The organism is Bhargavaea ginsengi (assembly GCF_900109165.1).
Classification (GTDB): domain Bacteria; phylum Bacillota; class Bacilli; order Bacillales_A; family Planococcaceae; genus Bhargavaea; species Bhargavaea ginsengi.
This window is the reverse complement of the sequence record NZ_FNZF01000001.1, coordinates 115,376-130,063: the sequence shown is the minus strand read 5'-3', so window position 1 is coordinate 130,063 and position 14,688 is coordinate 115,376. Positions and strand designations below refer to the sequence as shown.

The 14,688-nt window shown below is 53.6% G+C and carries 15 protein-coding genes and 1 riboswitch; of the genes, 14 read left to right on the top strand and 1 reads right to left on the bottom strand.

What is annotated here, in order from left to right:
* The first annotated feature begins 31 nt into the window (after nt 1-31).
* Nucleotides 32-1,360 carry a diaminopimelate decarboxylase gene (gene lysA, locus BMX91_RS00610; protein WP_092048788.1) on the top strand — a complete coding sequence of 443 codons (1,329 nt, stop codon included), beginning with the start codon at nt 32-34 and terminating at the stop codon, nt 1,358-1,360.
* 143 nt (nt 1,361-1,503) lie between these two features.
* Entirely contained in the window at nt 1,504-1,875 is a 372-nt protein-coding gene (locus BMX91_RS00605; RefSeq protein WP_092048786.1) for a GNAT family N-acetyltransferase, read from the top strand.
* On the opposite strand, the gene BMX91_RS00600 is transcribed toward BMX91_RS00605, so the two are convergent.
* Nucleotides 1,869-2,381, bottom strand: a complete 513-nt coding sequence (locus tag BMX91_RS00600) for a DUF309 domain-containing protein (protein WP_177168211.1) — start codon at nt 2,379-2,381, stop codon at nt 1,869-1,871. The genes BMX91_RS00605 and BMX91_RS00600 overlap by 7 nt on opposite strands.
* Nucleotides 2,382-2,424: 43 nt before the next feature.
* Between BMX91_RS00600 and BMX91_RS00595 the strand changes: the two genes are divergently transcribed.
* The 12 genes from BMX91_RS00595 (at nt 2,425) to BMX91_RS00540 (ending at nt 14,535) form a co-directional block, all read left to right on the top strand.
* A complete protein-coding gene (locus tag BMX91_RS00595; RefSeq protein WP_092048782.1) occupies nt 2,425-3,174 on the top strand; it encodes a segregation/condensation protein A in 750 nt (249 codons plus the stop codon).
* 2 nt (nt 3,175-3,176) lie between these two features.
* Nucleotides 3,177-3,776 (top strand): SMC-Scp complex subunit ScpB, encoded by a 600-nt coding sequence (scpB, locus tag BMX91_RS00590; RefSeq protein WP_092048780.1) that lies wholly within the window; start codon nt 3,177-3,179, stop codon nt 3,774-3,776.
* A 19-nt stretch (nt 3,777-3,795) separates the two neighbouring features.
* Nucleotides 3,796-4,776, top strand: a complete 981-nt coding sequence (locus BMX91_RS00585; protein WP_092048778.1) for a D-alanyl-D-alanine carboxypeptidase family protein — start codon at nt 3,796-3,798, stop codon at nt 4,774-4,776.
* Between the two features lie 84 nt (nt 4,777-4,860).
* A complete protein-coding gene (locus BMX91_RS00580) occupies nt 4,861-5,592 on the top strand; it encodes a pseudouridine synthase (protein WP_092048776.1) in 732 nt (243 codons plus the stop codon).
* Between the two features lie 112 nt (nt 5,593-5,704).
* Nucleotides 5,705-6,256 carry a thiol-disulfide oxidoreductase ResA gene (gene resA / locus BMX91_RS00575; RefSeq protein WP_092048773.1) on the top strand — a complete coding sequence of 184 codons (552 nt, stop codon included), beginning with the start codon at nt 5,705-5,707 and terminating at the stop codon, nt 6,254-6,256.
* A 15-nt stretch (nt 6,257-6,271) separates the two neighbouring features.
* On the top strand, nt 6,272-7,927 hold the full coding sequence (gene resB / locus BMX91_RS00570) for a cytochrome c biogenesis protein ResB (protein ID WP_092048771.1): 1,656 nt from the start codon (nt 6,272-6,274) through the stop codon (nt 7,925-7,927).
* The gene (gene ccsB, locus BMX91_RS00565; RefSeq protein ID WP_092048768.1) at nt 7,924-9,108 is read left to right on the top strand and encodes a c-type cytochrome biogenesis protein CcsB; all 1,185 of its coding nucleotides are present in this window, start codon (nt 7,924-7,926) and stop codon (nt 9,106-9,108) included. The genes resB and ccsB overlap by 4 nt, the downstream gene beginning before the upstream one ends.
* Before the next feature lie 153 nt (nt 9,109-9,261).
* On the top strand, nt 9,262-9,975 hold the full coding sequence (locus tag BMX91_RS00560) for a response regulator transcription factor (RefSeq protein WP_092048766.1): 714 nt from the start codon (nt 9,262-9,264) through the stop codon (nt 9,973-9,975).
* Nucleotides 9,968-11,746 carry an ATP-binding protein gene (locus tag BMX91_RS00555; RefSeq protein ID WP_092048763.1) on the top strand — a complete coding sequence of 593 codons (1,779 nt, stop codon included), beginning with the start codon at nt 9,968-9,970 and terminating at the stop codon, nt 11,744-11,746. Before BMX91_RS00560 ends, BMX91_RS00555 begins: the two co-directional genes overlap by 8 nt.
* A 49-nt stretch (nt 11,747-11,795) precedes the next feature.
* The gene (locus BMX91_RS00550) at nt 11,796-12,323 is read left to right on the top strand and encodes an RNA polymerase sigma factor SigX (RefSeq protein ID WP_092048761.1); all 528 of its coding nucleotides are present in this window, start codon (nt 11,796-11,798) and stop codon (nt 12,321-12,323) included.
* A gap of 2 nt (nt 12,324-12,325) precedes the next feature.
* A complete protein-coding gene (locus BMX91_RS00545; protein WP_092048758.1) occupies nt 12,326-13,549 on the top strand; it encodes a hypothetical protein in 1,224 nt (407 codons plus the stop codon).
* 105 nt (nt 13,550-13,654) lie between these two features.
* Nucleotides 13,655-13,786: riboswitch (FMN riboswitch) on the top strand.
* Between the two features lie 164 nt (nt 13,787-13,950).
* Complete coding sequence (locus BMX91_RS00540; protein WP_092048755.1) at nt 13,951-14,535, top strand: ECF transporter S component; 585 nt, start codon at nt 13,951-13,953, stop codon at nt 14,533-14,535.
* The last annotated feature ends 153 nt before the right edge of the window (nt 14,536-14,688 follow it).

Here is a 14,688-nt window from a genome sequence, read left to right as displayed (position 1 = left end):
TTAATAGACTAAGCCGGAAGGATGAGGCCTTGTGCATCTATACGGAACACAGAAGATTAACAGCAACGGACATCTGGAAATCGGCGGGGTCGATGCGGAAGAACTTGCACGCATCTACGGCACCCCGCTGATTGTCTATGATATCGCGCTCGTCCGGGACCGTGCCCGGTCGTTCCTGAAAGCATTTGAAGAAGAAGAGGTAAGCGGCCAGGTCGCCTATGCGAGCAAAGCGTTCTCGAGCATTGCGATGTTCCGGATTGTCCGCGATGAGGGCCTTTCACTCGACGTTGTGTCCGGAGGGGAACTGTATACCGCAATCCGCTCCGGCTACCCCGCGGAACGCATTCATTTCCACGGGAACAACAAAAGTGAAGATGAGATCCGCATGGCTTTCCGGGAAGGTGTCGGCTGCATCGTGGTGGACAACTTCCATGAGATCCGTACAATCGGGCAAATCTCCGAAGAGCTGTCACTGCCGATGGATGTTCTGATCCGTGTCACCCCGGGCATCGAAGCTCATACACACGACTTCATCACAACAGGCCAGGAAGACTCGAAATTCGGCTTTGACCTGAACAACGGTCAGGCGGACGAGGCATTCCGCCTGCTGTCCGGGATCAGCCGCGTACGGGTCCTCGGCCTGCATTGTCATATCGGTTCCCAGATCTTCGATACGGCGGCATTCAACCTGGCTGCCGGCTCCCTGATGAGGAAAGTTGCGGCTTGGCGGGAGGAGCACGGCTACACATGCACGGTCCTGAACCTGGGGGGCGGTTTCGGGATCCGCTATACAGAGGAAGACCATCCGCTCGAACCTGAGGAATATGTGCGCGCCATGATCCGCACAGTCAAGGAAGCCGCTGCGGAATCGGACTATCCGGTTCCTGAGCTCTGGATTGAGCCGGGCCGTTCTCTTGTCGGTGAAGCGGGTACGACTCTTTACACCGCAGGTTCCGAAAAGGAAGTTCCTGAAACCCGTACTTACCTGTCCGTCGACGGCGGCATGAGCGACAATATCCGGCCGGCGCTCTACGGCGCGACCTACTCGTCCGCTGCGGCACTCCGTATGGACGAGCCGCACACTTCGGCGTATACGATCGCCGGAAAATGCTGTGAATCCGGTGACAGACTGATCGAGCAGGCACTGCTTCCTGACATGGCGGCGGGCGATCTGATCGCAGTATTCTGCACGGGGGCCTATGGTTATGCCATGGCGAGCAACTATAACCGGATGACCCGTCCGGCAGTGGTCTTTGCGGAAAACGGGGAGCACCGTATAGCCATCAGGCGTGAAACATACGACGATCTGATCCGCCTTGAGCTGGAGACAGCCGGCATCGGAAAGGAAGAAGTGCGGTGAAGAAGAGGAACATCCTCCTGTTCATAGTCATCCTGCTGATGGCGCTGGCCTGGGGGGCAGTGTACTGGATTTTTGTAGCCCCGAATTTCGGGCCTCCGACAAGCTGACAGCGAGCGGAGAATACGGAAAAGAGGGAGCCGAAGATGTTACTGCGCTATAAAAAATCACTTGAAAAAATCGCAATGGGCCTCCTGTCCTTCATGCCCGGCGAAAAAGACGTGAAAAAACTGAAGGAAACGATCACACGATACGAAACAGATGACCAGAGCCAGCTTTATCTTTGGAAAGCGGGTGAAGACTATATCGGCCTGGTCGGTGTAGAGCTTGACGGCGACAATGTCTCCGTCTGCCACCTTTCTGTCAACCCGTCGCATAGAGGCGAGGGGGTCGGGAAAGAGATGGTCTCGAAATTGGCGGCGATCATGCCCGGAAAGACCATTGTCCCGACGGAAGCCACCCGGCCGTTTCTAGAGAAGTGCCAGGAAATTATTAAAGGAGGAGCAGACCGTCAATGACGACTGCTCCTCCTTTTTTCGCGTTCCAGCAGAATATGGCTCCTGTCACGTAGCATATGTTTATGAATGAGACGGGCCCCGGTGAGGGTAGGGACACCTCCGCTCGCGATCAGCTCCATGACAGCCGACCGGATCGCGGAGTCGTCCACGGCAATAAGGAACGGCTTAAAAGGCTGTTCTTTTTCGACAGCGTTTCTTGCATCGATGATATTCCGGAGAAGGGAAGGAACGTCCACACCGTTAGAAAAGGGAGACTCCTCTTCATGAGCTGCCCGGAGCAGACGCTCTGCCTTTGCAAACAGTTTGGCGGCGCCGCGGAAGTTATCGCGCCGCCAGTGATAAAGGGCGACAGCCATCTGAATATATCCGACGAGCGGATGGGTGCGATCTCGCGGTGCAACAGCATTCCAGTAATCTTCCAGAACTTCGTGGCACTCAAAATAATCTTGATTCTCATTAAAGTACGCAATAAACTTGATGAACAGCGGATGATGGAGCGGATCCACGGATCTTCCTCCCTTCCGCAAAGAATCGACTGCAGGTGAATCCATGTCCTATTTAGTGAAGTTGGAGGCGTTTGAAGGCCCCCTCGACCTATTATTGCACTTAATCAACAGGATGGAAATCGATATCTACGACATACCAATGGCAGAACTGACCCGCCAGTACATCGACCACATCCATACAATGCAGGTGCTGGAACTGAATGAAATGAGCGAGTACCTCGTCATGGCTGCAACGCTACTGGCCATCAAGAGCAAAATGTTGCTGCCTGTACACGAAGAAGAGGCTCCGGATACCGATGAGTTTGTGGAAGATGGTCCGGACCCCCGGGACGAGCTTGTGGAGCGTCTGATCGAATACAGGAAATACAAGGAAGCGGCGGCTACTCTGAAGGAATACGGGGAAGAACGCGGCAAAAGCTTCACAAGGCAACCGGCGGAGCCTTCTCTCACGGAGGGAACCGCCGCCGCACTGCCGGAAGAGGGGCTGAACGTCCATGATATGATTGCGGCTTTCCGAAAAATGATGGAACGCAAAAAACTTAGGGCGCCTCTTATGACAAGGGTCACCCGCCAGGAAATTTCCATTGCGGAAACCATGGAGAAATTGGTCGGTAGGCTTGGGGGGTCCGGGGGCCGGGCCGTATTCTCCGACCTGTTCGAAACAGGCGAACGTTCTGAGTTGGTGGTGACATTCCTTTCATTGCTGGAACTGATGAAACAACAGCGGATCACCGTCGAGCAGGAACGGAATTTTGACGATTTGACCGTCGTCCTCAGGAAGGAAGTTTTGTAGTTTTGGAAAATGGAAATCTGCTGGCCGGACAGGTCGAAAGCCTGCTGTTCGTAGCGGGCGACGACGGCCTGACGGCCAAACAGCTGTCCGAGCTGACGGAGAGCGATCGGGAAGCCGTTGAGCGTGCGCTTGCACAGATTGATGAGGCATGCAGGCTGGAGGGCAGGGGGCTGCGCGTTGTGGAATTGGCAGGCACATTCCGGCTTGCGACAAAACCCGAACACGCGGATGCGGTCCGCCGCCTGCTTGAAAATCCGACATCTCAGGCACTCACACAGGCATCCCTGGAAGTGCTCGCGATCATCGCGTACCGCCAACCGATCACGCGCGTCGAAGTGGAGGAAATCAGGGGGGTAAAGTCTGAACGGCCGATACAGACCCTTGTGGCGCGGGGACTGGTGAAAGAAGCTGGCCGCGCCCAAGGGACAGGCAGGGCGATCCTGTACGGAACCACGGATATTTTTCTGGATTACTTTGGCCTGGCAAGCCTGGACGATCTTCCTCCGCTCGCCGGCAGGGACGATGAAGCAGCCGATGAAGAGTTGGACCTGTTCATGACGAGTTTCACAGAAACATTCGATGAAGAAGGATCAGAAGAATAACGACGGAAGGCGGTGGACCTTGATAAAGCGGATATCCGCAATGATGGCGGTGCTCCTGTTTGTCTGTACCTTTCCGGCTGCAGCTTCTGCAGCGCAGGCCTATGCGGTAATTGATGCTGAGACCGGCAGACTTCTGAAGGGAGCCAATGAGGACGCCCGTCTGCCGATAGCGAGCCTGACGAAAATCTGGACAGCGCTCACATATATCGATGCGGCCGGGACAGATGCTGCGGTCACGGTTTCCAAAAACGCCTCGAATCAGGAGGGTTCATCCATCTATCTCCGTTCCGGCGAAGAGGTTTCGGCAGAGAAACTTCTGTATGGACTGATGCTGCGCTCGGGTAATGATGCGGCGACTGCGCTGGCCGAAGATGCGGGCGGATCGGTAGAGGGGTTTGTGGACATGATGAATGAGAAGGCACGGTTGGCCGGCCTGGAAAGCACGGTGTTTACGAACCCCTCGGGCCTGCATGATGACCTGCATCTCTCAACGGCCTATGAAACGGCACTTATGCTGAAGCATGCAATGGATAACAATGGCCTGAAAAAAATTTCTTCCACTACCCTTTATAATTACGGGGACGGAGCCTGGCAGAACAAGCACCGGCTTGTCAGGGGGCAGGGAGAGGCGGTGGCCGGTAAGACGGGTTTCACCAAGACTGCAGGCCGTACGCTTGCAACCCTTTTCGAAAAGGACGGCAAACGGGTAATTGTTGTCACCCTGAATGACGGTGATGACTGGAACACTCATCGGAATCTGTCTGCGGAAGTTTTCCGGTCTTATAAAAAAGTCATTGTCGCGGAACAAGGAACCTATCAGGTTCTTCCTGGAATCCGCGCAGAGCTCGAGAAGCCGCTTGCGGTCCTGCTTTCGGAAAAAGAGATGGAGGATGTTTCTCACGCCGCCATCATTCCTCGCGGTGCGGGGGACGGCATCTGGCAGGTGCGCCTGGATGGAGTGCCGATTACCGCTGCAAAACTGAAGATTGAACGGAGATGACCGCCTCGTTGCCGATGCGGTCTTCTTTTCATTTCCCCATGGTTGTGACATAATTTTGTGCAGTAAATGTGATGGGGTGACCAGATGGAAAGACTTCAGAAAGTAATCGCGGCGGCGGGTATTGCGTCCCGGCGAAAGGCAGAGCAGCTGATCGCTGACGGAAGGGTGACAGTGAACGGCAAGACCGTCACGGAACTCGGAACCAAGGTCAGCGGTTCTGACAAGATAGAAGTGAACGGTGTACGTCTCGAGCGGGAGGAAAAAGTGTACTATCTGCTTTATAAGCCGCGCAGTGTCCTGTCTGCGGCATCCGACGACAAAGGCCGGAAAACGGTCGTCGATCTATTCCCGGAGGTCGAGGAGCGGCTTTATCCGGTCGGCAGGCTCGACTACGACACTACAGGGATCCTTCTGCTTACGAACGATGGGGAATTCGCCTATCAGATGACCCACCCGAAATTCGAAATCGAAAAAACATATGTAGCACGTACCAAAGGAATCCCGACGAAAGAGCAGCTGAAACAACTTGAGCGTGGCATCGTCCTGGAAGACGGAAAGACCGCTCCTGCAAAGGCCAAATTGCTCAGCATGGACAAAAAGACCGGCAAAGGGATCGTCCAGCTGACAATCCACGAAGGGAAGAACCGGCAGGTGAAGCGCATGTTCGAAGCGATCGGTTGCCCGGTACAAAAGCTGAAGCGGGAATCGTTCGGCTTTTTGGACCTGCATGGATTAAATGCCGGTGACCGGCGGGAGCTCACGGCACACGAAGTGAAGCAGCTGCGCGTTCTTGCTGAAACAGGAAAGCTCCGGTAAGCCGCAACGTTCACAAACCCTTCATATGTCACGATTTTGGCATGTTGCGCCTTTGTTATAATGGAGAATGAACTGTCCCATCCTGGAAATACCGAAAGAGAGGTGACTTCGGATGTCATCGCAGCAAGACCGGGAAAAAAAGAAGAAAAGACAGCAGATCATCCGGACCGCCATTCTGGGCGTACTGGCGATTGCGATCATCTATACCATCGTGGTCAATGTAACCGCAAACGAAGACATTGTGGAAGTCGGTGACGAAGCCCCGGACTTCATGCTCGTCGACCTTGAAGGCAATACTCACCAATTGTCCGACTACCGCGGTGAAGGAGTTTTCCTGAACTTCTGGGGTACATGGTGCGGTCCCTGCAAAAAAGAAATGCCGCATATGGAAAAGTACTACAATGAGTTCAAGGACGAGGGCGTCAACATTCTGGCAGTCAATATCGCCGAATCGGATCTTAAAGTACAGTCTTTCGCCAACACCTACGGACTCAGTTTTCCGATTGTGATCGATAAAACGAAAAGTGTCCGGGATGCCTATAACATCCGCCCGCTGCCCACCACACTCCTTATCGGACCGGACGGCAAGGTGAAGAAGATCATCCAGCAGGAGATGAGCGAAGAAGAGATCAAGACCTACATGGAAAGCATCATGCCCAGCTAAGGAGTCCTGACAACCATGAGTTTCATTAAATGCGAATGCGGCCATCAAAACCCCGAAGGCACAGATATATGCCAGAACTGCGGTCGGCCGCTTTCAAAAGAAGAGAAATCAAAGCGTCTTGCTGATATGCGCTACGACGGAGCAGCGATCCGTTCGAAAACACATAAACGCTCAATTGTGGACAAGATATGGAACTTTTTCTCCAGTGTCAAGATCGGCGTCAGCATCATTATCGCCATTCTGGTCGCATCAGCGATCGGGACGATCCTGCCGCAGGTGTTTTATGTGCCGGCGACCAGTGAGGCGCAGGCAGCACAGTACTACGAGGACAACTACGGTCTGTTCGGCAAGATCTACAACGCGCTCGGACTAAGTGATCTGTACGGCTCCTGGTGGTTCATGACACTTGTCGGCATGCTGGGCATTTCGCTTGTCGTCGTCAGCCTGGACCGCGGGATCCCGCTATACAAATCTCTGAAAAATCAGCGTGTCGACAGGCACCCGAGTTTCCTGAAGCGCCAGCGCCTTTACGGTGAGGGGAACGTTCAGGATCCTGATGCGGTCATGCAGAAGGCAGCTGAAAAGCTGAAGGAAAAAAGGTACAAGATCCGTGAGAAAAACGGCGCACTGCTTGCTGAAAAAGGGCGCTGGGCCAGGTGGGGGCCCTACGTAAACCACCTTGGCCTGATCCTTTTCCTGTTCGGTGTCATGCTCCGGGCGCTTCCCGGATTCTACGTGGATGAATCCATGTGGATCAGGGAAGGTGAAATCTCGGCGGTCAAGGGTGCGCCGGGACTGTACCTCGAGAACAAGGGCTTCTCATTCGACATGTATACACAGGAAAATACGAATGAAGTCTTTAGCGAGGCAATCGACCGGGTAGGATCTGTGGCATCCAATTACCAGACAGACGTCGCGCTATATGAGACGCCTGAGGGGGCTCTGCCCGGCTCCACGAATGCCGAACTTGTCAAAGAGTATTCAATCGTCGTCAACAAGCCGCTGAAACATGAAGGGTTCCATATCTTCCAGATGGATTTTAAGCTGGATGAGCTAAGCGCGATGACATTTGCGCTGGAACAAAAAGAATCCGGGGAATCCCTCGGGGAACTGACAGTCAATCTCGCCGATCCGCAAAAGGAATACGACCTGGGGAACGGAGCGAAGGTTGAGCTGCTGGATTATTACCCGGACTTCAGCGGTTTTGAAGACGGAGAGCCGCAGACAGCGACGCCTGTCCCGAACAATCCGGCTTTTCTCTTCAAGATGACCACGCCTGAAACACCGGAGGGAGAGACAAGCTTTGTGGCCATTCGCCAGACACTTGAACCTCTCGGTGAAAACACCTACAAGCTCGCCTTCCAATCGGCCGATACCCGCGACGTATCCGGTTTAACAGTCAGGAAAGACAAGACAATTCCGGTCATCGCGCTTGGCGGTCTGATCTTTATGATCGGTGTCGTGCAAGGCTCCTACTTTAACCACCGCCGTTTCTGGATCAGGAAGTCGGATGACGGCCGGATCCAGGTTGCCGGCCATACAAGCAAGAACTGGGTGGCCTTGCAGCGCGAACTGGATGCGGTGACGGAACATGCGGGATTGCCTGCTTATACCGACCAGCGTGACAAGGAAGGGCACTCGGATAAATCGGAAGGAGTTTCCAATACATGAACTTAGTAGATCTTAGCGGAAATCTCCTCTTCACCGCGTTTGTTGCATATCTTGCCGGGACGATTTTGTTCGGCGGTGCGGTGAAAGGATCAAAAAATGAGGCATCAGCCTCGAACAAGCGTTGGGGCAAACTTGGCATCACGGTGACCATCATCGGATTCCTGGCGCACCTGAGTTACTTTATCACCCGGTGGATCGCATCAGGACATGCGCCGGTCAGCAACATGTTTGAATTCACAACGGCATTCGGGATGCTGCTTGTAGGAGCGGCCATCCTGTTCTACTTCCTTTATAAGTCGCCTCTCGTCGGACTGTTTGCGCTTCCGATCGCTATCGTCATCCTCGGATATGCGGCGATGTTCCCGCGGGATATCCAGCCGCTGATCCCGGCTCTGCAGAGCCACTGGCTGACAATTCACGTTATCACCGCGGCACTCGGCGAGGCGATTCTTGCGATCTCTGCGGTCGTCGGCCTGATCTATCTGCTTAAGAATATCGACCTGACTAAGAAATCGAAGGAACGGACTTGGCTGGAATTCATTATGTTCACTCTTGTGCTCGTCCTCGGTTTTATCGTGGTCACAGTCGGTTTCCGGGCAGCGGGCTATGAAGCGGCATTTGACTATGTCGACAAAAACGGCGCGCAGGCCGAAGTGGTCTACCATATGCCGGCGCTGTTCGGAATGAACGAATACAGCGCGAAGACAGAGGGCACGATGCAGCCGCTTGCGGAAATGCCTGCAATCATTAATGCAAAAACGCTCACGACATTTACTTGGTCGGTCATCACAGGAATCATCCTGTACTTCTTGATCCGACTGATTTCCCGCCGCCGCATCGCCGAGCTTGTAAAGCCGCTTGCGGTCAAGGCCAATTCCCAGCTGATGGATGAAATCGGATATCGCTCCGTCCTGATCGGCTTCCCGGTCTTCACGCTCGGTGCACTCATCTTCGCAATGATCTGGGCACATGAAGCCTGGTCGCGCTTCTGGGGTTGGGACCCGAAGGAAGTCTGGGCGCTCATCACCTGGCTGTTTTATGCCGCTTATCTCCATCTCCGCCTCTCGAGGGGCTGGGAAGGCCGCAAATCGGCCTGGCTGGCGGTTATCGGCTTTGCCATCATCATGTTCAACCTGGTGGCCGTCAACCTCGTCATCGCCGGCCTCCACTCCTATGCCTGATAAAGAACAGATCCTCCGGTTTATGCCGGAGGATCTTTTTTGCGTATTATTCTCTACAGGGACTGTCCGGTCACAGCGATTCGTTTTCAATTTTCTGCTCCGGACGGTACAATAGTAAGAGAAGAGCAGTGCAGTTGAAAGGGGAAATGGTTTGTGACTGAACAGGTTTCCATCCTCGTCGTCGATGATGAAGAACGCATCCGGCGATTGCTTAAAATGTATCTGGAGCGAGAGGGCTACGAAGTCGAGGAAGCGACTGACGGTGACGAGGCACTGGAGATGGCGCTGGGCCGCGATTATGATTGCATCCTTCTTGATATCATGATGCCCGGAAAAGATGGCGTGGAAGTGTGTACCGCGCTTCGCGAAGAAAAGATGACACCGGTCATCATGCTGACTGCCAAAGGTGAAGAAGCAAACCGGGTACAGGGCTTTGAAGCAGGCGCTGATGACTATATCGTCAAGCCGTTCAGCCCGAGGGAAGTCGTTCTCCGCGTTAAGGCGGTTCTCCGCCGATCCGCAAATTATGCTTCGGTTGATCCTCAGGCTCCGAAAGATTTGGTCGTCTTCCCTCACCTGATGATTGACAACGATGCACACCGCGTCACGGCAGAGGGCAAAGAAGTGAATCTCACCCCGAAGGAATATGAGCTGCTTTACTTCCTCGCCAAAACACCTGACAAGGTGTTCGACCGTGAGCAACTGCTGAAGGAAGTATGGCACTATGAGTTCTTCGGGGATCTCAGGACGGTGGATACGCATGTGAAGCGGCTGCGCGAGAAACTGACAAAAGTCTCTCCGCGTGCAGCGAAGATGATCGTGACCGTATGGGGCGTCGGCTACAAGTTCGAGGCCGGCAATGAATAGGATATGGAACAGCATCGTCGGGAAGCTATGGGCAACCATATTGCTTCTCGTTTCATTTGTTCTGTTCATTGTGAGTGTGCTGCTCCTTGAGTTTCTTGGGAATTTTTACGGAAACCAGGCGGAAAGCGCTCTTCGCCAACAGGCGCTCACGATTTCAAAGATCGTCGATCAGCATGAAGACCCCTCCAACTCACTTTTCGTCATAGATGATCTTCTCGGCGAAGATACGAGTGCGTTGATCACCTCGCCTTCGGGAGAAGTGGTCAGCGCCTTCCATGAAGAAGGAAACGGCGAGGAAATCCGTGAAATCCTCCTTGGGGACAAGGATCTTACAAAAGTGTTCAATGTAGATGAGCCGGTGATCAAGGAGATGAATCTTCCTTCGCCGTCGGAGGCGGACCGGATGGAGTCATATTCAGTCCTGGCAGCCCCTCTCCATGAGGCAGAAGAACTGAATGGTGCGGTGTTCGTCTACCAGAGCATGCAGGCCGTGCATGATACGGTCCGGCAGACAACCTATATTGTCCTTTTGTCTGCATTTATCGCATTTGTCCTGACGACATTCTTCGCCTTCTTCCTGTCCTCGAGGATCACCTCCCCGCTTCGGAAACTGAAGGAAGCAGCGAACAGCCTTGCAGAGGGCCGATATGATACAGAAGTGCCTACGCCGCAACATGATGAAATCGGGGATCTGGCCGTGGCCTTCAATAAGATGGGCCGCCAGGTAAAGCACAATCTGGAAGTGATCGGACAGGAAAAAGAGCAGCTCCAGAACATCCTCACTTCGATGACGGATGCCGTCATCTCTTTTAACCGGGACCGTTCAATCCTGCTGACAAACCCGCCTGCGGACCGTCTTTTGAAGAAATGGCGGGATGCGAGAAAAGACCAGGAGGGAGATCTCCCTGACGAAATCACGGGCATGCTTGACCACGCCGCCATGTACTCGGAAGAAGTCGAGGATGAATTGGCTCTGGACGGCCAGTATTTCGACATCACGATCAGCCCGCTGTACAGCGGAAACAACATCCGTGGTGCGGTAGCAGTGTTCCGGGACATGACGGAGCAGCACAGACTGGATAAAGTGCGGACTGATTTCCTCGCGAACATCTCCCACGAGCTGAGAACGCCGATATCGATGCTGATTGGTTACTCCGAAGCACTCAGTGACGGGATTGTCGATACGGATGAAGAACGTGAAGAAATGATGAAAATCATACGGGACGAGGCGACACGGATGGGCCGTCTCGTCAATGACACGCTCGATCTGACCCGTCTGGAGTCCGGCTATATGAGGCTCTACAAGGAACCGGTAGCCGTCAGGCCGATGGTGGAAAGAATTGCATCCAAATTTATACAGAAGGCGAAAGATGCAGAAATCACCCTGGCTGTTTCTGCAGAAGGAGCCGGCAGTGCAATCGTCGAACTGGATGAAGACCGGATCGAACAGGTGATGACCAATCTGATCGATAACGCCATCCGCCATACTCCTTCCGGCGGCAGTGTTGAAGTCAGATCTTCCGTTTCGGACGGACTGCTTGAAGTGGCGGTCGCCGATACCGGATCCGGCATCGCAGAGGAAGACCTGACGTATGTGTTCGAGCGGTTCTATAAGGCCGACAAAGCAAGAACAAGAGGAAAAGGCGGCACGGGACTCGGGCTCGCCATCGCGAAAAACATTGTTGAGTCACATGGCGGATGGATCCGGGCTGAGAGCAGTCTCGGCAAGGGAACGACGATGACATTCAGCATCCCATATGACGGACAATGAAACTTTTTCGGCCTGAGTTCGACCAATAACAGTGAACGGAGGGCAGCCGATGGATGAATCCGTATTTCATCGGATCTACGAGGAATACCACCAGGATGTCTACCGGTTCCTCATCTACCTGACAAAAGATCGGGCGCTCTCCGAGGATCTGCTGCACGAAGTTTATGTGCGCGTTCTGAAGTCATATGGAAGTTTTCAGGGCAGAAGCAGTGAGAGGACCTGGCTTTTCTCAATTGCTAAAAATGTAGCGTTCGATCATTTCAGAAAAGCAAACGTCAGGAAAAAAAGGACAGATGATTCGTACGACTGGGAGATTGCCCAGCCTGCGGACAAAGGGCCCACCCCTGAGGAGGCCGCCTTGCATTCAGACGAGATGAGCCGCCTGTTCGGAGTGCTTGATGCATGTACAGACGATCAGAGGGCTGTACTTATCATGAGATATTTGCAAGAGCTGTCGATCGCCGAAACGGCTGATGTGCTCGGCTGGACAGAGGCGAAAGTCAAGACGACCCAACACAGGGCCGTCAGAAAAGCTAGGGAATTGCTGGAGAAATCGGGCGGACTGGGAGGTGGCTGACGATGAGCAAAGACAAAAAAAGTGAAGATGAAGTCGGCCGCTGGATGACTTCCGTAACGAAACCAGTAGACAACAGGAGCCGTGAAGAGATCCTGGCGCGTCTGAAAAACGATCCCCGTCTGAAACGGCCATCACCAATCCGAAAGTGGTTTCCGGCCGGAGTGGCCGCTGCGGCGCTCCTGGCTGCCGGCATACTTATCCCTTCGATGATGGATGAAGGCCGGGATATGAGCATCCAGGACGCGGCAACCGAGCATTCAGAGGATGCGGCACAGATGACTGCTGAATCGGATAGCCGGCCGGAATCCGGTGCAGTGGAAGAAAACAGTGCGTTGTCGGATAAGGGACCGGAAGAAACGGCTGATCTTTACAGTGCGAACTTGTCCATGTCCGGACCTGTCATCGGAGCGGTTTATCCTGATAAATTGGAAGGTCTCGTTCCATTCCGTATCGGCCTTGTCGAAGCGGCGAATGTGATACCCGTGACATTCCTGATCTCAGAAGAGACGATAAAGTCGGATTTTGGCGGTGATATACCCGGACAGGTCGACCTCTATAACCGGTATGCACCACAGATTGATGAAGAGGGCCTTGGTTTTGATGACTACCATCCGTATGACGGAACGATCAGTGGCGTGGATGGGGAAGTGACACTGAACCTGACCGACACACATTCCTACGACATCGCAAGCGCTGCAATCGGGGCATTCACAGAGTCGGTGCAGGCTACGTTCAGAACTGAAAAGTCGGTGTTCCTGATGGAGGACGGAACTCCTGCAGAATTCGGCCAGGTCGGCCCGCTGCCGGAAATTCCTCCGGATAAGGAGGGGGCAGTGTACTTCGCCTATGAGAAAAGTGACGGCTCCACTGTCCTTGCACCGGACCGGCACCTTGACGCTGCTGATGCAGCCGAGGCGATCAGCCTGATGAAGGACCGGACAAATGATCTGTATAAGCCGGTCGTTCCGGAAAATGCCGATTTTACAGTAGACCTGCCCGTTGATGCCGATGTTCTGACAGTAAGCTTCAAAGAACCGTTTGATTTCAACGGGATGGAAGAACAGGATGCCGCAAAGATGATCGACGGCATGGCATTGACCGCGGCAGAATATGATCTCCGTATCCGCTTTGAGAATGCCATTAATCCTCCTGGCGGATACCGCCTTGAAGAAACGCTTCCGCTTCCTGCTGGTCCAAACGGAATAAATTTGAATATAGACAACTGAAACGAGCACGTTTTCCATTATTATTTGCTTAATTTAGGACAGAACAGTTTACAAATCATTTGCTTTTTCGTATGATAGGTTTGTAATAAAAAATAACCATATATGATTCATCTTCGGGGCTGGGTGAAATTCCCGACCGGCGGTGATGGGGCATATGCCCCTAAGCCCGCGAGCCGCAAGGCAGGATTTGGTGCGATTCCAAAGCCGACAGTAAAGTCTGGATGGGAGAAGGTGAAGGCACGGCCGTTTCTGTCTGTATTTTATACGGATAGGTAACGCCTATTAAGCTTGCCTTTCTCCCCTGGACGGATTACCGTTCAGGGGTTTTGATTTGGGGCAGGTGTTTGGGAGCCGTCGTCCTTCCTTCGTTGAAGAGGATCAACAGAAGGAGAGAAAGTGTCATGAAGAAAAATTTGCGCCTGCGGTCCATGATCGCGATCGCCATGCTGAGCAGCATCTCGTTTGTGCTCATGCTGTTCAACTTCCCGCTGCCGCCGTTCCCTGCATTCCTGCAGGTCGACTTCAGTGAAGTGCCGGCCATTATCGCGGCAATCACAATGGGACCGGTTGCCGGTATCCTCGTTGAACTGCTTAAGAACGTCCTCGACTGGCTTTTCTCGGGAAGCCCGACAGGTGTACCCGTCGGCCATATGGCCAACTTCGCGACAGGCGTCCTGTTCATCCTGCCGGTCTGGTGGGTGTACCATCGCCTCTCGAATGCAAAAGGCATGACCACCGGCCTGATTCTAGGCACGATTTCGATGGCGGTCGGCATGAGCCTGCTGAACTACGTGCTCTTCCTCCCGCTGTATGTGAAGTTCATGAACTTCCCTGTTATGTCGGGTGAGGAGCTTTACCAGATGATCGTACTCGGAATCCTGCCATTCAACCTGCTGAAGGGGATTATCCTCGCAGCCATCATCCTACTGCTGTTCCGCAGCATGCATCGGTGGATCGAAAAACAGCGCGCCGTTTACCTGGGGTAATCCTCCTGAGCGGCCAGCATCAACTTTACCTAATCAAGGACTGATCCGGATAACACCGGATCGGTCCTTTTTCATTTTGACCGGGTGATCTCCCTGAACCCAAGCGAGAAGAGGCGTGCCCTCAAGTTTGCGTACGAAACCGGGAAGTTCGCG